Origin of the sequence: Klebsiella sp. 28, assembly GCF_018223905.1 — a bacterium.
GTDB classification, from domain to species: domain Bacteria; phylum Pseudomonadota; class Gammaproteobacteria; order Enterobacterales; family Enterobacteriaceae; genus Klebsiella; species Klebsiella pneumoniae.
Map to the genome: position 1 here is coordinate 24,757 of NZ_JAGRQY010000089.1, position 22,175 is coordinate 46,931.

Genomic DNA, 22,175 nt, shown 5'->3' on the forward strand with positions numbered 1-22,175 from the left:
GTGATGGATAGCTGGCTGGCGCTTTTTGACGGACAGACCCGATATTTTCTGGATATCAATGACAGTTCAGTGAAGCCGGATATTCTGCGCTTTCGTGGCAGGGAAGCCCTGAGCGAGCCCTTCCGGTGGGACATTGAGTTTACCTCCCTGCAGGCGAACATTCTCCCGGAACAGGTGCTGATGAAATATGCCTCTTTCCGGATGCGGAGCGGCAAAAGTGTTCACGGCATGGTGACCCGCCTGGAATGGCTGTCCACCTCTCAGGACCAGTCTCACTACCGGCTCACGCTCAGTTCCCGCCTGGCGCTGCTGGGATACACCCGGCAGTGCGCGGTATATCAGAACCAGTCCGTGCCGGAGGTGGTGGAGCAGGTGCTGCGCAAACATGGCCTGCAAGGACCTGATTTTGACTTCCGGCTGGAGCGCACCTACCCGCCGCGTGAAATTATCACCCAGTGGCGGGAAACGGATTTGCAGTTTATCCGGCGCATTCTGTCTGAGGTGGGGATTTACTGGCGTACGGAGATGGATGACACCCGTGAGCTGGATACGTACATTTTTGCCGACAGCCAGCTGAACTACCGGTTTGATGTGCGTCTGCCCTACAGCGAACCATCGGGTCTGTTTGACGGCGCGGCAGAGTCGGTCTGGGATGTGCGGACCTGGCACAACATCGCCACCGGCACTGTCACCACGCGGGATTACAACTACCGGACAGCCTCCACGCCGATGGATGCGACGGTCAGCGTGCGTAACGATGCGGTCACCAGCGGGGAGCATTACCGTTACGCGGCACCGTATCGTGACGCAGGTGATGACGCCAGCCCGGAGCCGGAAACGGAATCCGGGGCGTTCTATGCGCACATCCATCACGAGCGGGAGCTGAATAAATCAGCCCGTATTCATCTGTTCAGCAACGCTGCTCATCTCACACCCGGACAGGTGCTGGAGCCGCAGGGCGATGTCATTGCAGCCCTGAAAGAAGGCGTCGTCCTCACCCTGGTGACCTACCGGGGGGCCCGTGATTCCCGTCTGCATGTGTCAGTCTGGGGCCAGCCTTATACCGAACGTTACTGCTTCCGTCCGGTAGAGATCCCTCGCCCGGTCATCCCGGGTACGCTTCCGGCCCGGATCGAAAGTCGCGAAAAAAATGATACCTACGCACACCTGGACGGGCAGGGGCGCTACCGGGTGAAGCTGGACTTCGACCGGGAGGGGACGGAGCCGGGTTACGGCTACCTGTGGCTGCGGATGGCGAAGCCGTATGCCGGTGAAACACTCGGCTGGCATACGCCGCTGATTGATGGAACCGAGGTGGCGATAGCGTACAGCAATAGTAATATTGACCTGCCGTACATCGCGTATGCGCTGCACGACTCTCCGGCGTAATGGACATCCTGACCCTGTTAACTGGAATAACCATACTCGTAATGTCCTGCGTACGCCGGTCATCAATAAGCTGAAAACGTAAGGAGTGATAATTTATCTGCCAGTTAATCATTGCGTATTCTCTGGCGAAACAGTTAATACCTGACAGGTAACAGAACCCTAAATAACAACATACAACACGGATATGGAAATGAAAAAATTAATTCTTCTCTTGCTTTCAGGCATATTGTTGACCACTCAGGCTGACGCTGCTCGCGGAAGAAAGCCCTGCTCCGGTTCAAAAGGTGGGATAGCGCATTGTACATCCGATGGCCGGTTTGTCTGTAATGACGGAAGCCTAAGTCAATCAAAGCGATTTTGCTCTGGATATGGTGATTCCGTAACTCGCGAGCGGGTTAAACCTTCCATCCCTACCCGTAAAACGCAAACCAAAAAGACGACAACAGCGAAAAAGCAAGAGCCACAACGCGTTTATGAAAACGATGAGCTGGTTAAAACACCACCCCGACAGCCCACGTGTGCGCCTCTTTATATGGCCAGTAAGCCTGGCTTCACCCATTTACCAATTTGTTCCGGGAATCAGTATTAACAGGGAACGGAACATCATTTTTTCTGTTATTTCGGGTAAATCATCAAGATTAAAATAGAAAAGGAAGTAAATATGGCACGAAGAAATAAAGATGATAATGTTGCAATTCTCATTTTGATCATTATAGGAGCGATGGCCTGGGGGATTTATGTTGCGGTAAAGGCGTTAATCAATCTTAATGAGCGATTCATTGAATCCGTATCGAATCCGGCCGGAGTCATCGGTCTGTTCTTTGGTTTGCTGATAGCTGTTGCGCTGATAATCCGGGTTTTCATTTATCGCGGCTTTAGAAAAAAAGCCACTGACCTGGCAAAAAAGGAGCAAGCCTTTGACGAAACCGTCAGTAGCGAAGTGGCTTGCAAGCTGTATCAGGAAAAGCAACAGCTTGCCGTTCAGTGGACAGAATTTCACAATGCCAGAAATAAAGCCTCCCGTGCACTGCAGCGTATTGTGGATTCTGCGTATAAATTCAAAGTCAAAACACTACTTTCCGGCACCACGGTAAATAACTGGCAAAGCAAATACGACCAGCTCAGGAAGGAGAGAGACGCTTACGCGGCCATTAGCGAGAAAATCACCTTTCTGGAACTTGAAGATAACGCCGACTGGGAAGCTGTAAAGCAGCAGTTTCTGGATAAGGTCGCCCTGCTGGAAAAAGCGCAGGAAGAAAAAGAGTATCAGGCTGAGCTTAAGCGTCAGATTAGGGAAGAAAAACAGCGTCAGGATGAACTGGAACAGCAGCAGCGCGAAGCGGAAGAAGAGGAGCAACGCCTTGCTGAGCAGCAGCGTTTACTGGAGGAAGCTCTTCTCGCCGCTGAAGGCACACACCGGGAAGAGCTGGAAAGACAGCGTCTGGAGCTGGAGCAGAAAATCCAAGACGTACATCAGCAGTATGAACGCGCCAAATCCATGGCCCAGCTCACCAGGCAAGGATATGTGTATATCATTTCGAATATCGGCTCCTTCGGTGAAAATGTCTTCAAAATTGGTATGACCCGACGGCTGGAGCCTATGGAACGAGTAAAAGAACTAAGTGGGGCGGCGGTACCTTTTGATTTTGACGTCCATGCTATGATTTCCTGCGACGATGCCCCCGCACTGGAAAAAACGCTGCATGATCACCTGGAAAATTATCGCATTAATAAAATTAATCTGCGCAAGGAGTTTTTTCGGGTTGAGCTTCGTCGGATTATTGATGAGGTCGAGCGCCATCATGGTCAGGTTGAATATATTGCCGACCCGGTCGCGTTGCAATATCTGCAGAGTTTGGAATATGCAGAAAGCGAAGCTGCATAAAATGGTAGGCCGGGTAGCCACAACGGGTGTAGAAGCACCTTTGACTGAGCCGGTATTAGTGATGAAATCATTTCCCCTCGCTACCTGGCGGGGGAGCAAAATAAAAGTCATGGAAAAACTGCATGACCGGCCTGATAAAGTGGCTAAGAAGGCGATACAAAAGGGAGATTGGAGATTTATATTGTCTGCAATGGCTGCCGAGAGAAGATTATTGCGGCTGCGCATGGTGTCCCCTGCAGGAATCGAACCTGCAACTAGCCCTTAGGAGGGGCTCGTTATATCCATTTAACTAAGGGGACAAGGCGGCACGAGTATAGCGTTTTTTGCCCGCCTGAGTAAGAGCCATACCGTCTGACTGCTTAAACCCTCGCCACTCAGGGCGCTTTTTTTATGCCCGGTCGGCCTTTTTCCCTTTCTCCGCCGCCTGGGCGCGGGCTTCCGCTTTTCGCTTGCTGCTCATATCGTTACGGATCTGCGCATGGCTCAGCAGTGCGAAGATGAAGGTCCCGCCACAGATATTTCCCGCCAGGGTCGGCAGGGCGAACGGCCAGATAAAGTCGCTCCAGGGCAGATTTCCATTAAACACCAGATAAAGGATCTCGACCGAGCCCACTACAATATGGGTGGTATCCGCCAGGGCGATAAGCCAGGTCATGAGAATAATCACCACGATTTTGGCGGCGCCGGCGACAGGAAACATCCAGACCATGGTGGCGACCAGCCAGCCGGAAATAATCGCATTGGCGAACATCTCTGTCGGACTGTTTTTCATTACGTCTTCGGCGATGCTGACAAAGGCCTGACGGGTTGGCTCATCAAAAATAGGCATATAATTGAAGGCCCATGCGGCCACCGCGGTACCGATGAGATTGCCCGCCAGCACCACCGACCATAGCCGCATCAGCAAACCGACGTTACCGAGGGTGGGATTATGCATCACTGGCAGAACGGCGGTGACCGTATTTTCAGTGAACAGCTGCTGGCGGGCCATAATTACGATAATAAAGCCGAAGGTGTAGCCGAGGTTTTCCAGCAAAAAACCGCCCGGGATCCCCTCCAGTTTGACGTGAAAAATTCCCTTCGCCAGCAGGGAGGCCCCCATCGACAGGCCGGCCGCAATCGCTGACCATAGCAGGGCCAGCGCATCGCGCTCCATCTCTTTTTCCCCTTCCTGGCGAATATGTTCATGGATCGCCATCGCCCGCGAGGGAAGGCGATCTTCATTTACTTCGATCTCTTCACCACGCTGATTTTCCTCACTTTCCACTTCTCTTTCGTCATCCTCTGCCTTTAATTTGTTATTGTCTAGTTCATCCATTTCGTGGCCCTCGCTATCAATCTGTATAGTTATAGCGTAGCGGCTTTCCCTGCCGTCTGGCTGGGCATACTCTGAAATCGCAAAAATGGTAACGTCAGATTTTTGTCGCTCCGGTAGAATAGGAGCCCCGCGATTTCGTTATTCCCAGGCTAAGATCAAATCAACAACTTGGGTGATATAGACATCGTTCAACGTGCTGTTACAATCGCTCACATCTTTACGGGCGGAAGCGTTGTCTTTCCGTCATGGATGGCAACTCGCGATAGCCATAAAAACCAGGGAGACATCTATGAATTATCGCCTGTCGGCGCTTGCGCTTGGCGCCACATTGCTGGTGGGATGTGCCAGTTCCAGCTCTGGCGATCGGCCGCAGGGGCGCTCAGACCCGTTAGAAGGGTTTAACCGCACGATGTTTAACTTCAACTTTAACGTGGTTGATCCTTACGTGCTTCGCCCCGTCGCGGTGGCATGGCGCGACTACGTCCCACAGCCGGCGCGCAACGGGTTAAGCAATTTTACCAGTAACCTGGAAGAGCCGGCAGTGATGGTGAACTACTTCCTGCAGGGCGACCCCTATAAAGGTATGGTGCATTTTACCCGCTTCTTCCTGAACACCATTCTCGGTATGGGTGGGCTTATCGATGTGGCCGGGATGGCGAATCCGCAGCTACAGCGGGTTGAGCCACATCGTTTCGGCAGTACGCTTGGGCATTATGGCGTTGGCTATGGCCCGTATGTTCAGTTGCCGTTCTATGGAAGCTTTACCCTGCGCGACGAAGGCGGCGATATGGCCGATGGCTTGTATCCGGTGCTCTCCTGGCTGACCTGGCCGATGTCGATCGGTAAATGGGCGGTGGAAGGGATTGAGACACGTGCTCAGCTGCTGGATTCCGACGGCCTGCTGCGCCAGTCTTCCGACCCTTACATTCTGATGCGTGAAGCCTACTTCCAGCGTCATGACTTTATCGCCAACGGCGGTAAGCTGACCCCGGCGGACAACCCGAATGCTCAGGCTATTCAGGATGAGCTGAAGGATATTGATTCACAGTGATCGGCGAATGATAAAAAAAGGGTGAACATAATGTTCACCCTTTTTTGTGGCGCGCTGCTTATCAGAAGCGGTAGTTGAAGTTAGCGCCGTACAGCCAGGCGGTTCCTTCGGAACGGAAGGTATACGGACCTTCCTTAATTTCAACATGCTGCCCGTGCATGTATGAAACGCCGACGTCAACCGAGGCATCTTTATTGAACGCGTAGGTGGTACCCGCGCTCAGCCACAGGCGATCCTGGTCCGGAATAGAGATAGAGCGGTTATTAGCCGGCACCGGGCTGTCATCGAAGGCGATACCGGTACGGAAGGTCCAGTTATCGTCATAATAATAGGTGGTCCCCAGCGCAAGACGATAGGCGTCCTTGAAGCCTTCCTCTTTATAGAACAGCGTCTGGCCGTTGCTGCCGGTGGCTTTCAGCTCCTGGAACTGACTCCAGCTGGTGTAGGTCAGGCTATAGTGGACCGCCCACTGCGGCGCCACGCGGTTATAGCCGGACAGCTCCCACATTTCCGGCAGGTTAAGGGTTAGCGAACCATTGGTCGTCTGGCCGCTGGTGCCCGCCGGCAGGCCGAAGTTGCCGAGGATCTGGTTATAGGCCGCCGGCAGGCTGCTGCGGTAGTTACCGTCGAAGTCGATCTTGACCTCAGAACGGTAGGTTAAACCGTAGCGGTTATTCTTATCCAGCTCATAGAGGATCCCGGCGTTCCAGCCGAAGCCCCACGCGTTGCCATTAAGATGGGCGATCTGCGTGTCGGCCGGGATCTTCGCTACCTGGCCCGCCAGCGCCGGCGGCAGCGCGCCAGAGCCTGCGACAATCTGCCCCAGATCGCCTGCATAGCGCTCGATCTTCGCCTTGGCGTAGACCGCGTCAAAGCCTAAGCCGAAGCTCCAGTTGCTGTCGAGACGGTAGGCGCCGCTCAGGTTGAAGTTCGCGGTGGTCAGGTCGGTTTTACCGCCCATGCTGCCGGCCGCATAATCATCGTTATACTCTGTTGCCAGACCATAGTTAGAGGTGATAGACGCCCCCCAACCAAATTGGTCGTTAATCGGCGCGACAAAGTGGAAGTTGGGCACCCACGCCGTCGGGGCGATATTGTCTGCTTTCAGGCTCTTGCCGGTGGGAGAGGTGCCCGAAACATTAACGCCCGGGTCGACAAACACGGCGCCCGCCGACATGGTCGGGCGGTCAAACATCATAATTAATGCCGGGTTACGACTGGCATTACCAGCATCGTCAGCGATCGCCCCTTCACCGGAATAGGCACGACCCAGCCCCGATGCAGAGAATTCGTTGAGCTGGAAGCCTGCTGACCAGGCCTGGGTGGAAACAAGTGCGACAGCCACTGCAAGGGCAGATTGGGTAAAGCGGGTTTTCTGGCTCATGCCCATAACCTCATTGAGTTATTTTTTTTTAAACTATGTTACATGCCGTAACAGAAGCGCGGGAGTGTAGGGTCTGCGGTACAACCAAGAAATCAGACCAGTGCGCTGAGTATAGGTCTGACCAGATGATTTGTTGCAAGTATGTTTATGAAGTTTTTCAATTGTGATAACAGAAACGCGATCCAGCTGGCAAAAATCTCGGAGAGAGCAAGGGGGACAGAAGGGGATTTTTGTTTTAGATCATTTTTAAGTGTGATTTCTGTCACTTAACGCCGGCAGAGCGATTCTCGGCTGGAGGCTCACCGGGGACAGGGCGTAAAATAGGCACATCATTTTTCTGGCACCGAAGGTGCATCTCCAGAGGAAATCTACGATGAGTAAATGTAGCGCTGATGAAACCCCGGTTTGCTGCTGTATGGATGTTGGCACGATTGTTGACAACACCGACTGCACCGCCTCCTACAGCCGCGTATTCGCCAACCGCGCTGAAGCCGAGCAAACGCTCGCCGCGTTAAGCGAAAAAGCCCGCAATGTCGAATCTGAGCCGTGCCAAATTAACCCAACCTTCACTGACGTTGACGGCGGTGTGCAGCTGGATATCGATTTTGTTTTCAGCTGCGAAGCAGAATCCCTGATCTTCCAGCTGGGCTTACGTTAATCCTTCCCCCTCGACGCCCCTGATAAGGGGCGTTTCCTTTTCTTTTCACTGTGTTTTGGCTCGCAATTTTGCGCTTCTCCGATTGGCTTAATGTAAAAAATTAGTTAAGAATGTTATCAGGTCAGACCACTTGGTTGTCTTGGTTAACAGGGGAGTGTTATGAGTCAGGCATTACCGCTTATCACCCGTCAGGGCGATCGCATTGCCATTGTCACGGGGCTACGCACGCCATTTGCTCGTCAGGCTACGGCTTTTCATGGCGTTCCGGCCATTGATTTAGGAAAAATGGTGGTTGGCGAGATGCTGGCGCGCAGCGACATTCCTGCCGAAGTCATCGAGCAACTGGTCTTTGGCCAGGTGGTGCAGATGCCGGAAGCGCCGAACATCGCCCGGGAAATTGTGCTGGGTACCGGCATGAGCGTACATACCGACGCCTATAGCGTCAGCCGCGCCTGCGCCACCAGTTTCCAGGCCGTGGCGAACGTCGCTGAAAGCCTGATGGCCGGCACCATCCGCGCCGGTATTGCCGGCGGCGCCGACTCCTCCTCTGTCCTGCCCATTGGGGTCAGTAAAACGCTGGCCCGCACGCTAGTGGATGCCAATAAGGCACGCACGCTGAGCCAAAAGCTGAAGCTGTTTTCCCGTCTGCGGCCACGCGACCTGCTGCCGGTCCCCCCGGCGGTGGCTGAATATTCAACCGGATTGCGGATGGGCGATACCGCCGAGCAGATGGCGAAAAGCTGGGGGATCTCCCGCGAGCAACAGGATGCCCTGGCGCATCGTTCGCACCAGCTGGCAGCGAAAGCCTGGGAAGAGGGTAAACTGTCCGCAGAGGTGATGACCGCCTATGCTCCCCCTTTCCGCGAACCGCTCGAGCAGGACAACAATATTCGTAAAAATTCAACGCTCGCAGATTATCAGAAGTTACGCCCGGCCTTTGACCGCAAACATGGCACCGTCACCGCCGCCAACAGTACGCCGCTGACGGACGGCGCGGCAGCGGTGATCCTGATGACCGAGTCGCGGGCTAAAGAGCTGGGGCTGAGGCCGCTGGGCTATCTGCGCAGCTACGCCTTTACCGCCATCGACGTCTGGCAGGATATGCTGCTGGGGCCCGCGTGGTCCACGCCGCTGGCGCTGGAGCGCGCTGGCCTGACGCTGGCGGATCTCACGCTTATCGATATGCACGAAGCTTTCGCCGCGCAGACGCTGGCCAATCTCCAGTGTCTGGCAAGCGACCGCTTTGCCCGCGAGGTGCTGGGCCGCTCGCAGGCCACCGGTGAGGTAGATGAAAGCAAGTTTAACGTCCTCGGCGGCTCTATCGCCTACGGTCACCCCTTCGCCGCCACCGGCGCGCGGATGATCACTCAGACGCTGCATGAGCTGCGGCGACGGGGCGGGGGATTTGGTTTGGTGACGGCCTGCGCGGCTGGTGGTCTGGGTGCGGCGATGATCGTGGAGGCTGAATAATGGATACTGTTTCCGCTTTTAAGCTTGAGGTCCGTGCGGACAAAATCGCGGTGATCACCATTGATGCCCCGGGTGAAAAAATGAATACCCTGAAAGCCGAATTTGGCAGTCAGGTACGGGGATTGATACGCCAGTTACGTGACGATAAGTCAGTGCGCGGCGTAGTATTTATCTCCGCCAAAGCGGATAACTTTATCGCCGGCGCTGATATCAACATGATTGCCCGCTGCCGCAGCGCGCAGGAGGCGGAAGCGCTGGCGCGCCAGGGACAGCAGATTATGGCTGAGATCCATGGCCTGTCGATCCCGGTGATTGCCGCTATCCACGGCGCCTGCCTTGGCGGCGGTCTGGAGCTGGCGCTGGCCTGTCATGGCCGTATCTGTAGCGATGACGAAAAAACCCGACTCGGCTTGCCGGAGGTACAGCTTGGCCTGCTGCCGGGGTCCGGGGGGACGCAGCGTTTACCGCGGCTGATCGGGGTCAGCACCGCGCTGGATATGATGCTCACCGGCAAGCAGCTGCGGCCGCGGCAGGCGCTGAAGGCCGGTCTGGTGGACGAGGTGGTGCCGCAGGCGATTTTACTGCAGGCGGCGGTGGAGTTGGCGCTGAAGGGACGACCGACCAGCCGGGAGGTGCCTGTTCGTGAACGCGTACTGGCAGGGCCCCTGGGGCGCCATCTGTTATTCAAGTTTGTCGGTAAACAAACGCAGCGCAAAACGCAGGGAAATTACCCGGCGGTGAAGCGAATCTTGCAGGTCGTCGAGAATGGTCTGGCCCATGGCTGCAGCAGCGGATACGCTGAAGAGGCCCGCGCGTTTGGCGAACTGGCGATGACCCCGCAGTCGCAGGCGCTGCGATCGATCTTCTTTGCCAGTACCGATCTGAAAAAAGACCCTGGCGCCGAGGCGGAACCCGCTCCGCTGAGAAGCGTTGTAGTACTGGGCGGCGGCCTGATGGGCGGGGGGATCGCCTATGTGACCGCCTGTAAGGGTGGGCTGCCGGTGCGGATTAAAGATATCCAGCCGCGTGGCATCAACCACGCCTTAAAGTACAGCTGGGATCTGCTGAATAAACAGGTTCGTCAGCGTCGACTGCGCCCAGTGGAGCGCGATCGTCAGATGGCGCTGATCTCCGGCACTACCGACTATCAGGGCTTTGCTCATCGCGATGTGGTGATCGAGGCGGTATTTGAAGACCTGGCTCTCAAACAGCGGATGGTCAGCGAAGTGGAACAATACGGCGGGCCGCAGACCATCTTTGCGTCGAATACCTCATCGTTGCCAATCGGCGATATTGCCGCTCACGCCAGCCGCCCGGGGCAGGTAATCGGCCTGCATTTTTTCAGTCCGGTGGAAAAAATGCCGCTGGTTGAGGTGATCCCGCACAAGGGAACCGACCCGCAGACTATCGCCACCGTGGTGCAGCTGGCTAAACGGCAGGGGAAAACGCCGATTGTTGTCGCAGATAAAGCGGGGTTCTATGTGAACCGTATCCTCGCGCCGTATATCAATGAAGCGATGCGCCTGCTGGTGGAAGGCGAACCGATTGAAGTCATTGATAACGCGTTGGTTAAATTCGGTTTCCCGGTGGGGCCGATTCAACTGCTGGATGAGGTGGGTATCGATACCGGCACCAAAATTATCCCCGTGCTGGAGGGCGCGTTTGGAGAACGTTTTAGCCCGCCTGCAAACATCATTGACGCGATTTTGAAGGACGATCGCAAAGGCAGAAAAAATAATCGTGGTTTCTATCTTTATGAGACAAAAGGGCGTAAAAGCAAAAAACGGCCCGACCCGGCAGTCTATCCGCTGCTCGGCATCGGCCGCCCGCAGTCGCGGCTTTCCGCGCAGCAGGTGGCGGAGCGCTGTGTGATGATGATGCTTAACGAAGCGGCGCGCTGCTTTGATGAGCAGATTATCCGGAGCGCGCGCGATGGCGATATCGGCGCCGTCTTTGGTATAGGGTTTCCGCCATTTCTTGGCGGCCCGTTCCGGTATATGGATACTATCGGCGCGGGTGAAGTTGCCGCGATCCTGCAGCGCCTGGCCGCCCAGTTCGGCCCACGTTTTACACCCTGTGACACTTTATTACGCATGGCCGAACAGGGGACCACCTTTTGGCCAGCGGATGAACGGCTGACCTAAGTTGTGGTCAAAGAAGGTAAATCCGGCTGCGGACGACGCTGTTGATTGGCTGTTTTGTAAACAATGATTGACTATACTTACGCCATTGAGGTAAAAAACAGCGTTTCATTCGTGGAATGGATCAGGCACAATGCCCGGCCACCGGGTCACCTGCGTATTGTCTTCGCAGGCCAAACTACGGTGCTTCTGGTTAACAAAAGCGGTGCAATATGCAAGTTTTTATTATGCGTCACGGCGACGCTGCCCTCGATGCAGCCAGTGACTCGGTTCGTCCATTAACCGTATGCGGTTGTGATGAGTCTCGTCAGATGGCAACCTGGCTGAAAGGTCAAAAAGTGGATATTGAGCGCGTTCTTGTCAGTCCCTATCTGCGTGCGGAACAGACGCTGGATATTGTTGGGGAATGCATGAACCTGCCGAAACATGTCGACGTGATGCCGGAGCTCACGCCGTGCGGTGATGTGGGAATGGTGAGCGCCTATCTGCAGGCGCTGGCGAATGAAGGCGTGGCGACGGCGCTGGTTGTCTCCCACCTGCCGCTGGTGGGGTATCTGGTCTCAGAGCTGTGTCCGGGGGAAACGCCCCCGATGTTCACCACCTCGGCTATCGCCTGCGTGACGCTGGATGCCGACGGCAAAGGTGAGTTCCTCTGGCAAAAAAGCCCCTGCAACCTCAAGATGGCCAACGCCATCTGACGGCCCCCCGGAGCCCGCCGTTACGGCAGCTCCGGCGGTTGCCACTCCTCGACCTCAATCAATATCAGCAGTGCGGCGTCACCGCCGTACTCTTTTGGTGCCTGGTGAAACGCCATAATATGCGGATGTTGCGCCAGCCACAGCGGGGTTTGCTGTTTGAGGATGTGTTTCCCGTGCCCGTGCATCACGCAGGCGCAAAACACATGCTCGCGGCGGCAGGCGGCAATTAGCGCGCCCAGCTCCTGTTTGGCCTGCTGCTGGGTAAGCCCATGCAGATCGAGGAACAGCTCCGGCGAATAATCTCCACGGCGCAGCTTTTTCAGCTCGAAATGGCTGACGTCGGGGCGGACATATTTCGTCGAGCCTTCGGTATTCAGTAGCGGTTGAAACTCATCGGAAAAATAGTGGCTGTTATCGACCTGTTCCTGCAGCAAACGCTTAGGAGCAACCTCGGTAATTTTCTTGCGCTGCGGGCGGTGAACAATAGTGTCCTGTTTGATCTTCCGCGTGCCGGTCATCAGCTGACGGAACAGCGCCTGATCCTCCTCGCTAAGCGATGTCTTCTTTTTCATTGTCCGCTCTCATTCATACTTTGCGCTAGTTTACCCGACTCAATATCCCTTCGGGCAAGGAAAACCTGTTTTTTCCCCCGCCCCTTATCGCAAGAATGCTGATTTATCGCCGTCTTCATGGCACACTAGCCGCCGAATTTATAGCAGAGTGTGCCCTGGAGGATGTCGTGGATAAAATTTTTGTTGATGAGGCAGTCAATGAGCTGCATACCATTCAGGACATGCTGCGCTGGGCGGTAAGCCGTTTCAGCGCTGCTAATATCTGGTACGGTCACGGGACTGATAACCCGTGGGACGAGGCGGTACAGCTGGTGCTGCCTTCACTGTATCTGCCGCTGGATATCCCGGAAGACATGCGCACTGCGCGCCTGACCTCCAGCGAGAAACACCGCATTGTAGAGCGGGTGATTCGCCGCGTGAACGAGCGTATTCCCGTCGCCTATCTGACCAACAAAGCATGGTTCTGCGGGCATGAGTTTTACGTTGATGAGCGGGTGCTGGTGCCGCGCTCCCCGATTGGCGAACTGATCAATAACCAGTTTGCCGGACTGATTAACCATAAGCCGCAGCACATCCTTGATATGTGCACCGGTAGCGGCTGCATCGCCATCGCCTGCGCCTATGCCTTCCCGGAAGCGGAAGTCGATGCGGTAGATATCTCCCCGGACGCGCTGGCCGTCGCCGAGCACAACGTTGAGTCCCACGGCCTGATCCATCACGTTACGCCGATCCGTTCCGACCTGTTCCGCGATCTGCCGAAGCTGCAGTACGATCTGATCGTCACCAATCCGCCGTATGTCGATGAAGAGGACATGGCCGATCTGCCGGAAGAGTATGAGCATGAGCCGGTGCTGGGGCTGGCCTCCGGAAGCGACGGCCTGAAGCTAACGCGCCGTATCCTCGGCAACGCGCCGGATTATCTCAGCGACGACGGGATTCTGATTTGTGAAGTCGGTAACAGCATGGTACATCTGATGGAGCAGTATCCGGACGTGCCGTTTACCTGGCTTGAGTTTGATAACGGCGGCGACGGGGTCTTTATGCTGACCAAACAGCAGCTGATTGACGCCCGTGCGCACTTCGGTATTTATAAAGACTAAAAAAACAACACGCCAACATAACGAAAAAGATTGGAGCCGTGATGGCAGGAAATACAATTGGACAACTCTTTCGCGTCACTACCTTCGGCGAATCGCACGGTCTGGCGCTGGGCTGCATCGTTGACGGCGTGCCGCCGGGCATCCCGCTGACCGAAGCCGACCTGCAGCACGACCTCGATCGTCGTCGCCCGGGTACCTCGCGTTACACCACGCAGCGTCGCGAGCCGGATCAGGTCAAAATCCTCTCCGGCGTCTTCGAAGGCGTTACCACCGGGACCAGTATCGGTCTGCTGATTGAGAACACCGATCAGCGTTCGCAGGATTACGGCGCGATCAAAGATCTGTTCCGTCCGGGCCACGCCGATTACACCTACGAGCAAAAGTATGGTCTGCGCGACTATCGCGGCGGCGGTCGTTCTTCTGCGCGCGAAACCGCGATGCGCGTAGCGGCCGGGGCGATTGCCAAAAAATACCTTGCCGCGAAGTTCGGCATCGTCATTCGCGGCTGCCTGACGCAGATGGGCGATATTCCGCTGGCCATCAAAGATTGGGATCAGGTTGAGCAGAACCCCTTCTTCTGTCCGGACCCGGATAAAATCGACGCCCTGGATGAACTGATGCGCGGCCTGAAAAAAGAGGGCGACTCCATTGGCGCGAAAGTGACGGTAGTGGCTGACGGCGTACCGCCAGGCCTCGGTGAGCCGGTCTTCGACCGCCTGGATGCCGATATCGCCCACGCGCTGATGAGCATCAACGCCGTGAAAGGGGTGGAAATTGGCGACGGCTTCGAGGTGGTGAAGCTGCGCGGCAGCGAAAACCGCGATGAGATCACCAAAGCCGGGTTCCAGAGCAACCACGCCGGCGGCATTCTTGGCGGCATCAGCAGCGGCCAGCAGATCGTTGCCAACATCGCGCTGAAGCCTACCTCCAGTATTACCGTTCCCGGTCATACGATTAACCGCTTTGGCGAAGAAGTGGAGATGATCACCAAAGGGCGTCACGATCCGTGCGTCGGCATCCGCGCCGTACCGATCGCTGAGGCGATGCTGGCGATCGTTCTGATGGATCACTTTATGCGTCAGCGCGCGCAGAATGGCGACGTGACGACGACAATTCCACGCTGGTAACCATGAAAAACACCGTTATCGCACTGCTTGCGCTGTTGGCCAGCGCCGGTAGCCTGGCCGCCACGCCATGGCAGAAAATAACCCAACCGATCGGCGGCAGCGCCCAGTCAATCGGCGCATTTTCCAATGGCTGTATCGTTGGCGCCGAGGCGCTCCCCCTGAGTGCCCCCGGCTATCAGGTGATGCGTACCGATCAGCGTCGCTACTTCGGTCATCCGGATCTGGTTCAGTTTATTCAGCGCCTGAGTAATCAGGTGCACAATAAAGGAATGGGAACCGTGCTGATTGGCGACATGGGGATGCCGGCGGGCGGGCGCTTTAACGGCGGGCACGCCAGCCACCAGACGGGCCTCGATGTCGATATCTTCCTTCAGCTGCCGCAAACGCGCTGGACATCGTCCCAGCTGTTGAAGCCGCAGGCGCTGGACCTGGTCGCCAGCGATGGCAAGCATGTGGTGCCGTCGCTATGGAGCCCGCAAATCAGCCAGCTTATCAAGCTGGCGGCGGAAGATAGCGAAGTTACCCGCATCTTCGTCAACCCGGCGATTAAACAGCAGCTGTGCCTGGACGCGGGCAGCGACCGCCAATGGCTGCGTAAAGTCCGTCCCTGGTTCCAGCATCGCGCTCATATGCACGTCCGACTGCGTTGCCCGGCGGGAAGTCTGGAGTGCGAGGATCAGGCGCCGCCGCCGCCCGGCGATGGCTGCGGAGCGGAGCTGCAGAGCTGGTTCGAACCACCTAAACCCGGGTCTACCCCCCCTGTGAAGAAGACGCCGCCGCCGCTGCCGCCTTCCTGCCAGGCGCTACTGGATGAGCATGTGCTGTAATGGATAGTTTTATCGAGTTGTTTGCCGTATCGCCGCTGGTGCTGGTGGTACTCTTCTTTGTCGCCATCCTGGCCGGTTTTATTGACTCACTGGCGGGAGGCGGGGGCTTATTGACTGTCCCTGCGCTGATGGCGGCCGGCATGCCGCCAGCCCAGGCGCTGGCGACCAATAAGCTGCAGGCCTGCGGCGGGTCGCTATCGGCGACCCTCTATTTTGTCCGCCGCAAGGTGGTTAATCTGGCCGATCAGAAGCTGAATATTCTGATGACCTTTATCGGCTCAACCGCCGGAGCGCTGCTGGTGCAGCACGTGCAATCCGATATTCTGAAGCAGATCCTGCCGTTGCTGGTGATTGGCATCGGCCTTTATTTCCTGCTGATGCCGAAACTGGGCGAAGCCGACCGGCAGCGTCGGCTTTACGGTCTGCCGTTTGCGCTGGTCGCCGGCGGTAGCGTAGGGTTTTACGATGGCTTTTTCGGCCCCGGCGCCGGTTCGTTTTACGCCCTGGCTTTTGTCACTCTGGCCGGGTTTAACCTTGCCAAGTCGACGGCCCATGCCAAGCTGCTGAACGCCACCTCAAACGTCGGCGGCCTGCTGCTGTTTATCATCGGTGGAAAGGTTATCTGGGCCACCGGCTTTGTGATGATGGCCGGCCAGTTTATTGGCGCCCGCGCCGGGTCCCGGCTGGTGCTGAGTAAAGGGCAGTCGCTGATCCGGCCGATGATCGTTATCGTCTCGGCGGTGATGAGCGCGAAACTTCTTTATGACAGCCACGGGGCTGAGATTTTGCAGTGGTTGGGAATTCATTAATGCAACAGCAACACCATTATCAGCAGCTGATAGACCTTTTCGACAGCTGCTTTGCCGAAGAATTTAATACCCGCCTGATTAAAGGCGACGATGAGCCGATCTACCTTCCGGCTGACGATGAAACGCCCTATCACCGTATCGTGTTTGCGCACGGATTTTTTGCCAGCGCCCTGCACGAGATCTCTCACTGGTGTGTCGCCGGCAAGGCGCGTCGCGAACAAGTAGATTTTGGCTACTGGTACTGCCCGGACGGCCGCGATGCGATGACCCAAAGCCAGTTTGAAGATGTCGAGGTGAAACCGCAGGCCTTTGAGTGGCTGTTCTGCGTGGCGGCGGGATTTCCGTTTAACGTCAGCTGTGACAATCTGGAAGGGGACGTTGAGCCCGATCGCATCGCCTTCCAGCGCCGGGTGCATGCTCGGGTGATGGCTTTACTTGAACAAGGGATCCCCGAACGTCCGGCGCGCTTTATTCGCGCATTACAACACTATTATCAAACGCCGCCATTGACGGCGGAACACTTTCCGTGGCCGGAAGACCTGCACTAAGGCCGCACATTACATGACAAGAGGTAAGATGATGATCGCGGAGTTTGAATCACGCATTCTGGCGCTGATTGACAACATGGTAGACCACGCCAGTGATGATGAACTGTTTGCCGGCGGTTATCTGCGCGGCCACCTGACGCTGGCGGTGGCTGAGCTGGAAGGTGAGGGCGAGCATTCTGCTGACGCGGTACACAGCAGAGTTAGCCAAAGCCTGGAGAAGGCCATCAGCGCTGGCGAACTGTCGCCGCCGGACCAAATTCTGGTGCAGGGGATGTGGCATAACCTGTATCAACAGGCGAAAAATCAGGCCTGAGCCATGTTGTAGCCCGGGTCAGGCGTCAGCCGTACCCGGGAAATTGCCTGCCCTCATGGTTTTATTTCACCGCTTTTCCCTTCAGCAGTTTTCTCACCCACAGCCGATTCGGATTCAGCGCCGCCAGGGTGTCGCTATCCAGCGGCAGCGGTTCCGCGCTCATTTGCGCCGCCAGCAGCTCAGCGCTTAACGGCGCGGTGCAAAGCCCGCGCGACCCGAGCGCGCCAAGCATAAACAGGTTGCGACAGACCGGCGCGCTATCGGCGACATCCGGCTGTTCGTGGAGGCTGGCGTATTGCGTCAATGTTGCCGCGTAGTCCGGCACGTTGCCGACCATCGGTAGATGATCGCGGGTGGGCGCAGCGCACGCCGCAGCGAGCGTCGTTGGCGCTGATATCCACGTCCTGCGGCCACTCCGCGCCCGGGAAGCAGTCGATCAGCCGTTGCCGGTTGTGCTGCTGATCTTCTTCGCTGAAGGTGGTGTCGGTTTTCCCGCGGTGGTAGCTGGCGCCAATGCAGTGCTGCTGATTTTGCGGATTCTGTGGCGTCAGGTAGCCGTCGTAGCACAGCACCTGGCGCAGGGCGGCAAGCCGCGGGGTGGTGGGAATATGGCTGACCTGGCCGCCAACCGGGTAGACCGGCAGTTGGGCGGTTTGCGCAAAACCAGTGATGCGGTGGCCGTTCGCCAGAACCACCGCCTGATGATAGCGCTGCTGATTGAGCAGCCAGCCATCGCCCTCCGCGCTGAGCGTTTCGACGGGATAACCATAGTGCACGTGCAGTCCGCGCGTGGCCGCCAGCGCCAGCAGCTCGGCGGTGAGCTGCTGCGGGCACAGCCAGCCGCCGGCCGGATAGGTGATGCCGCTGCAGCCGGTATCGACGCCGGTCAGCCCGGCAACCTGTTCCGCCGTCACCGCGCAGGCGATGTCCGGGGGTAAATTCAGCGCCAGCATCTGGGCGATTTTATGCGCGCTTTTCTCATCCCAGCCGAGCTGGGTAACACCGCACCATTGGTGATCGAACATCACCGGCAGCGCGTCATACATTCGGCGGGCGAAGGTAAAGGCGGCCGGAAAAAAGCGTGCCAGCGCCGGATCGTGCTGACTTAACAGCGGATACAGCGCGCCCTGGCGATTGCCGGAGGCGCCCTGCGCTGGAGCCTCATCGGCGCAGTAAAGGGTCACCTGCCAGCCGCGGCGCAGCAGCGCCAGGGAGAGCAGGGCGCTGGCGATCCCGCCGCCGATGATGGCCGCCTCGCGGGCATCGCTGCTACTGCGAGCGAACCAGGGGGCGCGCGCAGGAAAGCTCAGCGTTTGCGCCATCTCGCCGGTCAGCATCTCCCGCTTGCGGCCGAAGCCTTTGCTTTTACGCATGGTAAAGCCGGCCTCCTGCAGGCCACGGCGGACAAAACCGGCGGAGGTAAAGGTGGCCAGCGTCCCGCCGGGTCGCGCCAGGCGCGCCATGGCGCTGAACAGATCCTGAGTCCACATGTCGGGATTTTTCGCTGGGGCAAAGCCGTCAAGAAACCAGGCGTCCACCTGCTGGTTCAGCGAATCATCCAGCTCCCTGGTCAGCTCATTGATATCGCCAAACCACAGATCGAGCGTCACCCGCCCGCCGTCGAGCAGCAGACGATGGCACCCGCCGAAGGCCGACGGCCATTGCGCCTGCAGCTGCTGCGCCCACGGAGCCAGCTCTGGCCAGCGCTGGTGCGCCAGGCGGAGATCCTCAGCCTTCAGCGGATATTTTTCAAAACTGATGAAATGTAACCTTTGCAAGGTAACGTCCGGGTTATCACGAACAAAAACGTCAAACGCCTGCCAGAGGGTGAGGAAATTGAGCCCGGTGCCGAAGCCGCTCTCCGCGACGATCATCAGCGAGCGAGGGTGGCTGGGGAAGCGCTCCGGCAGGCGATTTCCGCCGAGAAAAACGTAGCGAGTCTCTTCCAGACCGTTGTCATTGGAAAAGTAAACATCGTCGAAATCTCGGGAAACAGGTGTACCCTCAGCGTTGAATTCCAGGTTGGCGGGTTGTATGGCGTTTTGTTTCACGTAAGTTACTCGAATCACAAGGCGTAGCACGATCTTAACGATGTGTGCCTGAGGGCGCAAATTTATACACAAAATGTCTGATCGGACTTGTTCGGCGTACAAGTGTACGCTATTGTGCGACACGAAACTTAAAATAGTGCGACTTACAGAGGTATTTAATGAAACGTGCAGTGATTACTGGCTTGGGCATCGTTTCCAGCATCGGTAATAACCAGCAGGAAGTCCTGGCATCTCTGCGTGAAGGACGTTCAGGGATCACTTTCTCTCAGGAGCTTAAAGATTCAGGGATGCGCAGCCACGTATGGGGCAACGTCAAACTGGATACCACTGGCCTCATTGACCGCAAAGTAGTGCGCTTTATGAGCGACGCCTCCATCTATGCTTACCTGTCCATGGAACAGGCTGTTGCCGACGCAGGTCTGGCGCCTGAAGCATATCAGAATAACCCGCGTGTCGGCCTGATCGCAGGCTCCGGCGGCGGTTCCCCGAAATTCCAGGTCTTCGGCGCCGATGCCATGCGTAGCCCGCGTGGTCTGAAAGCCGTGGGCCCGTATGTGGTCACCAAAGCGATGGCTTCCGGCGTTTCCGCCTGCCTCGCTACGCCGTTCAAAATTCACGGCGTTAACTACTCCATCAGCTCGGCCTGCGCCACTTCCGCCCACTGTATTGGTAACGCGGTAGAGCAGATCCAGCTGGGCAAACAGGACATCGTCTTTGCCGGCGGCGGCGAAGAGCTGTGCTGGGAAATGGCCTGCGAATTCGACGCCATGGGCGCGCTGTCCACTAAATACAATGACACCCCGGAAAAAGCGTCCCGTACCTATGATGCTAACCGTGACGGCTTCGTTATCGCCGGCGGCGGCGGTATGGTCGTGGTGGAAGAGCTGGAACACGCCCTGGCGCGTGGCGCGCACATCTATGCCGAAATCGTCGGCTATGGCGCGACCTCCGATGGCGCGGACATGGTCGCCCCGTCTGGTGAAGGCGCAGTGCGCTGCATGCAGATGGCGATGCATGGCGTTGATACGCCGATCGACTATCTGAACTCCCACGGTACCTCCACTCCGGTCGGCGACGTGAAAGAGCTGGGCGCCATCCGCGAAGTATTCGGCGACAACAGCCCGGCTATTTCGGCAACTAAAGCGATGACCGGCCACTCGCTGGGCGCGGCGGGCGTACAGGAAGCCATTTACTCCCTGCTGATGCTGGAGCACGGCTTTATCGCGCCGAGCATCAACGTTGAAGAGCTGGACGAGCAGGCTGCTGGCCTGAACATCGTCACCAAACCGACGGACGCTAAGCTGACCACCGTAATGTCCAACAGCTTCGGCTTCGGCGGCACCAACGCCACGCTGGTGATGCGTAAATACAACGCCTAATCAGCATGTGATGCGCAAAGGGGAGCCACCGGCTCCCCTTTTTTGTCATCTTGACAGGGTAAGAGCCCGCAGGCACACTGCTCGCGGATCCATTAGTCTCTCCACTAATGCGTAAGCGTTTAACGTCAACCAACGCGCCTTAACCCTGATAATCAGGTGGAGGGGGCGTGTCGCTTTGCTCGCCTTACTCTGCGAATCTGGAGTAATGCATGTCCGCAGTTACTGAAACAACATCCAATTCTTCGGCGAATTTTTCGCTTTTCCGTATTACGTTTGCCGTCTTTTTGACCTATATGACCGTTGGTTTGCCGCTGCCGGTGATCCCGCTCTTTGTCCATCAGGAGCTGGGATTTGGCAACACCGTGGTTGGCGTGGCGGTAGGGATCCAGTTCCTCGCCACCGTTCTGACCCGGGGGTACGCCGGACGTCTGGCAGACCAGTACGGCGCTAAACGTTCCGTCCTGCAGGGGATGCTGGCCTGCGCCCTGGCGGGCGCGGCATGGCTGGCCGCTGCGCTGCTGCCGCTGCCGGTGCTCGCCAGGCTCGGCCTGCTGCTGCTGGGCCGCTTGATCCTCGGGTTTGGCGAAAGCCAGCTGCTGACCGGAAACCTGAGCTGGGGGATGGGCCTGGTGGGACCGGCCCGTTCCGGCAAAGTGATGTCATGGAACGGCATGGCGATGTACGGCTCGCTGGCGGTGGGCGCCCCGCTGGGATTATTGATCTATAGCCATTTTGGCGTGGCGGTGCTGGCCTGTGTCACCATGGGACTACCGCTCGTCGCCTGGCTTATTAACGGTACCGTGCGCAAAGTGGCGGCCCACGGAGGCGAGCGGCCTTCACTCTGGAGCGTCATCGGCATGATCTGGCGGCCGGGCATTGGCCTGGGCCTGCAGGGTGTCGGCTTTGCGGTGATCGGCACCTTCGTCTCCCTCTATTTCGCCAGCCATAGCTGGCCAATGGCCGGCTTTACCCTGACGGCGTTTGGTGGCGCCTTTGTGCTGATGCGAGTGCTGTTCGGCTGGATGCCGGATCGGTTTGGCGGCGTTAAGGTGGCGATGGTCTCGCTGCTGATAGAGGCGGTTGGTCTGACGCTGCTGGGACTGGCGCCGAATGCCTGGCTGGCGCTGGCCGGTGCGGCGCTGACCGGGTGCGGCTGTTCGCTTATTTTCCCCTCACTTGGCGTGGAAGTAGTGAAGCGCGTCCCGGCACAGGTGCGCGGCACCGCGCTCGGCGGCTATGCGGCCTTTCAGGACATCTCCTATGGCCTGACCGGGCCGCTGACCGGCCTGCTGGCGACCTCGCTGGGCTACTCGTCGGTGTTCCTTGCCGGCGCCCTCTGCGCGGCGCTGGGGATCCTCGTCACCCTTATCTCATTTCGCCGCTAGGTTATTGTCCGGCCTGAAATCGCTGTAGGAAACACCGCGGCGTTTGGCATGAAGGGGAGCCGTAAACGCC

The 22,175-nt window shown here is 57.3% G+C and carries 18 protein-coding genes, 1 tRNA gene and 2 pseudogenes; 16 read left to right on the plus strand and 5 right to left on the minus strand.

Translation table 11 applies throughout. The annotated features are described in order from the left end of the window. Nucleotides 1-3 precede the first annotated feature (3 nt). The 3 genes and pseudogenes from KHQ28_RS15540 to KHQ28_RS15550 form a co-directional block, all read left to right on the plus strand. Nucleotides 4-1,465: pseudogene (locus KHQ28_RS15540) on the plus strand (type VI secretion system Vgr family protein); the annotation flags it as partial. Between the two features lie 114 nt (nucleotides 1,466-1,579). Next, nucleotides 1,580-1,978: a hypothetical protein gene (locus tag KHQ28_RS15545; protein ID WP_071844618.1), complete on the plus strand. Its 399-nt coding sequence runs from the start codon at nucleotides 1,580-1,582 to the stop codon at nucleotides 1,976-1,978. Between the two features lie 72 nt (nucleotides 1,979-2,050). Further along, nucleotides 2,051-3,274, plus strand: a complete 1,224-nt coding sequence (locus KHQ28_RS15550) for a GIY-YIG nuclease family protein (RefSeq protein ID WP_032418607.1) — start codon at nucleotides 2,051-2,053, stop codon at nucleotides 3,272-3,274. A 224-nt stretch (nucleotides 3,275-3,498) separates the two neighbouring features. On the opposite strand, the gene KHQ28_RS15555 is transcribed toward KHQ28_RS15550, so the two are convergent. Both KHQ28_RS15555 and KHQ28_RS15560 read right to left on the minus strand, forming a co-directional pair. Continuing rightward, nucleotides 3,499-3,573, minus strand: a tRNA-Arg gene (locus KHQ28_RS15555). A gap of 89 nt (nucleotides 3,574-3,662) precedes the next feature. Then, nucleotides 3,663-4,592, minus strand: a complete 930-nt coding sequence (locus KHQ28_RS15560; protein ID WP_004149224.1) for a formate/nitrite transporter family protein — start codon at nucleotides 4,590-4,592, stop codon at nucleotides 3,663-3,665. A gap of 289 nt (nucleotides 4,593-4,881) precedes the next feature. On the opposite strand from KHQ28_RS15560, the gene mlaA reads away from it, so the two are divergent. Next, the gene (gene mlaA, locus KHQ28_RS15565) at nucleotides 4,882-5,643 is read left to right on the plus strand and encodes a phospholipid-binding lipoprotein MlaA (protein ID WP_002913362.1); all 762 of its coding nucleotides are present in this window, start codon (nucleotides 4,882-4,884) and stop codon (nucleotides 5,641-5,643) included. 61 nt (nucleotides 5,644-5,704) lie between these two features. Here mlaA and fadL read toward each other — a convergent pair whose 3' ends face one another. Beyond that, complete coding sequence (gene fadL, locus KHQ28_RS15570; protein WP_002913360.1) at nucleotides 5,705-7,027, minus strand: long-chain fatty acid transporter FadL; 1,323 nt, start codon at nucleotides 7,025-7,027, stop codon at nucleotides 5,705-5,707. 373 nt (nucleotides 7,028-7,400) lie between these two features. On the opposite strand from fadL, the gene KHQ28_RS15575 reads away from it, so the two are divergent. The 4 genes from KHQ28_RS15575 (at nucleotide 7,401) to sixA (ending at nucleotide 11,994) form a co-directional block, all read left to right on the plus strand. After that, nucleotides 7,401-7,685, plus strand: coding sequence for a YfcZ/YiiS family protein (locus KHQ28_RS15575; protein WP_002913359.1), 285 nt, complete (start codon nucleotides 7,401-7,403; stop codon nucleotides 7,683-7,685). A 159-nt stretch (nucleotides 7,686-7,844) separates the two neighbouring features. After that, complete coding sequence (gene fadI / locus KHQ28_RS15580; RefSeq protein ID WP_002913358.1) at nucleotides 7,845-9,155, plus strand: acetyl-CoA C-acyltransferase FadI; 1,311 nt, start codon at nucleotides 7,845-7,847, stop codon at nucleotides 9,153-9,155. After that, nucleotides 9,155-11,299: a fatty acid oxidation complex subunit alpha FadJ gene (fadJ, locus tag KHQ28_RS15585; RefSeq protein ID WP_032418609.1), complete on the plus strand. Its 2,145-nt coding sequence runs from the start codon at nucleotides 9,155-9,157 to the stop codon at nucleotides 11,297-11,299. The genes fadI and fadJ overlap by 1 nt, the downstream gene beginning before the upstream one ends. 209 nt (nucleotides 11,300-11,508) lie before the next feature. Beyond that, on the plus strand, nucleotides 11,509-11,994 hold the full coding sequence (gene sixA, locus KHQ28_RS15590) for a phosphohistidine phosphatase SixA (RefSeq protein ID WP_002913355.1): 486 nt from the start codon (nucleotides 11,509-11,511) through the stop codon (nucleotides 11,992-11,994). Nucleotides 11,995-12,014: 20 nt separating this feature from the next. Here the strand turns inward: sixA and smrB are convergent, their stop codons facing one another. Then, nucleotides 12,015-12,566 carry an endonuclease SmrB gene (gene smrB / locus KHQ28_RS15595; RefSeq protein ID WP_002913348.1) on the minus strand — a complete coding sequence of 184 codons (552 nt, stop codon included), beginning with the start codon at nucleotides 12,564-12,566 and terminating at the stop codon, nucleotides 12,015-12,017. 167 nt (nucleotides 12,567-12,733) lie between these two features. Here smrB and prmB point away from each other — a divergent pair, with 167 nt between their 5' ends. Genes prmB through KHQ28_RS15625 form a run of 6 tightly spaced genes read left to right on the plus strand, consistent with a single transcriptional unit; the run spans nucleotide 12,734 to nucleotide 17,290 of the window. Then, nucleotides 12,734-13,666 (plus strand): 50S ribosomal protein L3 N(5)-glutamine methyltransferase, encoded by a 933-nt coding sequence (gene prmB / locus KHQ28_RS15600; RefSeq protein WP_002913346.1) that lies wholly within the window; start codon nucleotides 12,734-12,736, stop codon nucleotides 13,664-13,666. 41 nt (nucleotides 13,667-13,707) lie between these two features. Further along, nucleotides 13,708-14,793, plus strand: a complete 1,086-nt coding sequence (aroC, locus tag KHQ28_RS15605) for a chorismate synthase (protein ID WP_002913342.1) — start codon at nucleotides 13,708-13,710, stop codon at nucleotides 14,791-14,793. A 2-nt stretch (nucleotides 14,794-14,795) separates the two neighbouring features. After that, complete coding sequence (gene mepA, locus KHQ28_RS15610; protein WP_004174960.1) at nucleotides 14,796-15,620, plus strand: penicillin-insensitive murein endopeptidase; 825 nt, start codon at nucleotides 14,796-14,798, stop codon at nucleotides 15,618-15,620. Continuing rightward, complete coding sequence (locus KHQ28_RS15615; protein ID WP_002913340.1) at nucleotides 15,620-16,429, plus strand: sulfite exporter TauE/SafE family protein; 810 nt, start codon at nucleotides 15,620-15,622, stop codon at nucleotides 16,427-16,429. Before mepA ends, KHQ28_RS15615 begins: the two co-directional genes overlap by 1 nt. Further along, complete coding sequence (locus tag KHQ28_RS15620; RefSeq protein ID WP_004174962.1) at nucleotides 16,429-16,977, plus strand: elongation factor P hydroxylase; 549 nt, start codon at nucleotides 16,429-16,431, stop codon at nucleotides 16,975-16,977. The genes KHQ28_RS15615 and KHQ28_RS15620 overlap by 1 nt, the downstream gene beginning before the upstream one ends. 31 nt (nucleotides 16,978-17,008) lie before the next feature. After that, the gene (locus KHQ28_RS15625) at nucleotides 17,009-17,290 is read left to right on the plus strand and encodes a YfcL family protein (protein WP_002913338.1); all 282 of its coding nucleotides are present in this window, start codon (nucleotides 17,009-17,011) and stop codon (nucleotides 17,288-17,290) included. Nucleotides 17,291-17,351: 61 nt separating this feature from the next. Here the strand turns inward: KHQ28_RS15625 and mnmC are convergent. Beyond that, nucleotides 17,352-19,341 (minus strand): annotated as a pseudogene (gene mnmC, locus KHQ28_RS15630) (bifunctional tRNA (5-methylaminomethyl-2-thiouridine)(34)-methyltransferase MnmD/FAD-dependent 5-carboxymethylaminomethyl-2-thiouridine(34) oxidoreductase MnmC). A 158-nt stretch (nucleotides 19,342-19,499) separates the two neighbouring features. Here mnmC and fabB point away from each other — a divergent pair. Both fabB and KHQ28_RS15640 read left to right on the plus strand, forming a co-directional pair. Then, nucleotides 19,500-20,720 carry a beta-ketoacyl-ACP synthase I gene (gene fabB, locus KHQ28_RS15635; protein WP_002913291.1) on the plus strand — a complete coding sequence of 407 codons (1,221 nt, stop codon included), beginning with the start codon at nucleotides 19,500-19,502 and terminating at the stop codon, nucleotides 20,718-20,720. Between the two features lie 209 nt (nucleotides 20,721-20,929). Continuing rightward, nucleotides 20,930-22,105 (plus strand): MFS transporter, encoded by a 1,176-nt coding sequence (locus tag KHQ28_RS15640; protein ID WP_004149211.1) that lies wholly within the window; start codon nucleotides 20,930-20,932, stop codon nucleotides 22,103-22,105. Nucleotides 22,106-22,175: the final 70 nt, after the last annotated feature.

Excerpts from the sequence above, each read along its gene's own strand:
- mlaA (WP_002913362.1), top strand. The coding sequence starts at position 4,882 with ATGAATTATCGCCTGTCGGCGCTTGCGCTTGGCGCCACATTGCTGGTG.
- KHQ28_RS15625 (WP_002913338.1), top strand. The coding sequence starts at position 17,009 with ATGATCGCGGAGTTTGAATCACGCATTCTGGCGCTGATTGACAACATG.
- aroC (WP_002913342.1), top strand. The coding sequence starts at position 13,708 with ATGGCAGGAAATACAATTGGACAACTCTTTCGCGTCACTACCTTCGGC.
- KHQ28_RS15545 (WP_071844618.1), top strand. The coding sequence starts at position 1,580 with ATGAAAAAATTAATTCTTCTCTTGCTTTCAGGCATATTGTTGACCACT.
- KHQ28_RS15550 (WP_032418607.1), top strand. The coding sequence starts at position 2,051 with ATGGCACGAAGAAATAAAGATGATAATGTTGCAATTCTCATTTTGATC.
- KHQ28_RS15560 (WP_004149224.1), bottom strand. The coding sequence starts at position 4,592 with ATGGATGAACTAGACAATAACAAATTAAAGGCAGAGGATGACGAAAGA.
- fadL (WP_002913360.1), bottom strand. The coding sequence starts at position 7,027 with ATGAGCCAGAAAACCCGCTTTACCCAATCTGCCCTTGCAGTGGCTGTC.
- fadJ (WP_032418609.1), top strand. The coding sequence starts at position 9,155 with ATGGATACTGTTTCCGCTTTTAAGCTTGAGGTCCGTGCGGACAAAATC.
- mepA (WP_004174960.1), top strand. The coding sequence starts at position 14,796 with ATGAAAAACACCGTTATCGCACTGCTTGCGCTGTTGGCCAGCGCCGGT.
- smrB (WP_002913348.1), bottom strand. The coding sequence starts at position 12,566 with ATGAAAAAGAAGACATCGCTTAGCGAGGAGGATCAGGCGCTGTTCCGT.
- KHQ28_RS15615 (WP_002913340.1), top strand. The coding sequence starts at position 15,620 with ATGGATAGTTTTATCGAGTTGTTTGCCGTATCGCCGCTGGTGCTGGTG.
- KHQ28_RS15575 (WP_002913359.1), top strand. The coding sequence starts at position 7,401 with ATGAGTAAATGTAGCGCTGATGAAACCCCGGTTTGCTGCTGTATGGAT.
- sixA (WP_002913355.1), top strand. The coding sequence starts at position 11,509 with ATGCAAGTTTTTATTATGCGTCACGGCGACGCTGCCCTCGATGCAGCC.
- KHQ28_RS15620 (WP_004174962.1), top strand. The coding sequence starts at position 16,429 with ATGCAACAGCAACACCATTATCAGCAGCTGATAGACCTTTTCGACAGC.
- KHQ28_RS15640 (WP_004149211.1), top strand. The coding sequence starts at position 20,930 with ATGTCCGCAGTTACTGAAACAACATCCAATTCTTCGGCGAATTTTTCG.
- fadI (WP_002913358.1), top strand. The coding sequence starts at position 7,845 with ATGAGTCAGGCATTACCGCTTATCACCCGTCAGGGCGATCGCATTGCC.
- fabB (WP_002913291.1), top strand. The coding sequence starts at position 19,500 with ATGAAACGTGCAGTGATTACTGGCTTGGGCATCGTTTCCAGCATCGGT.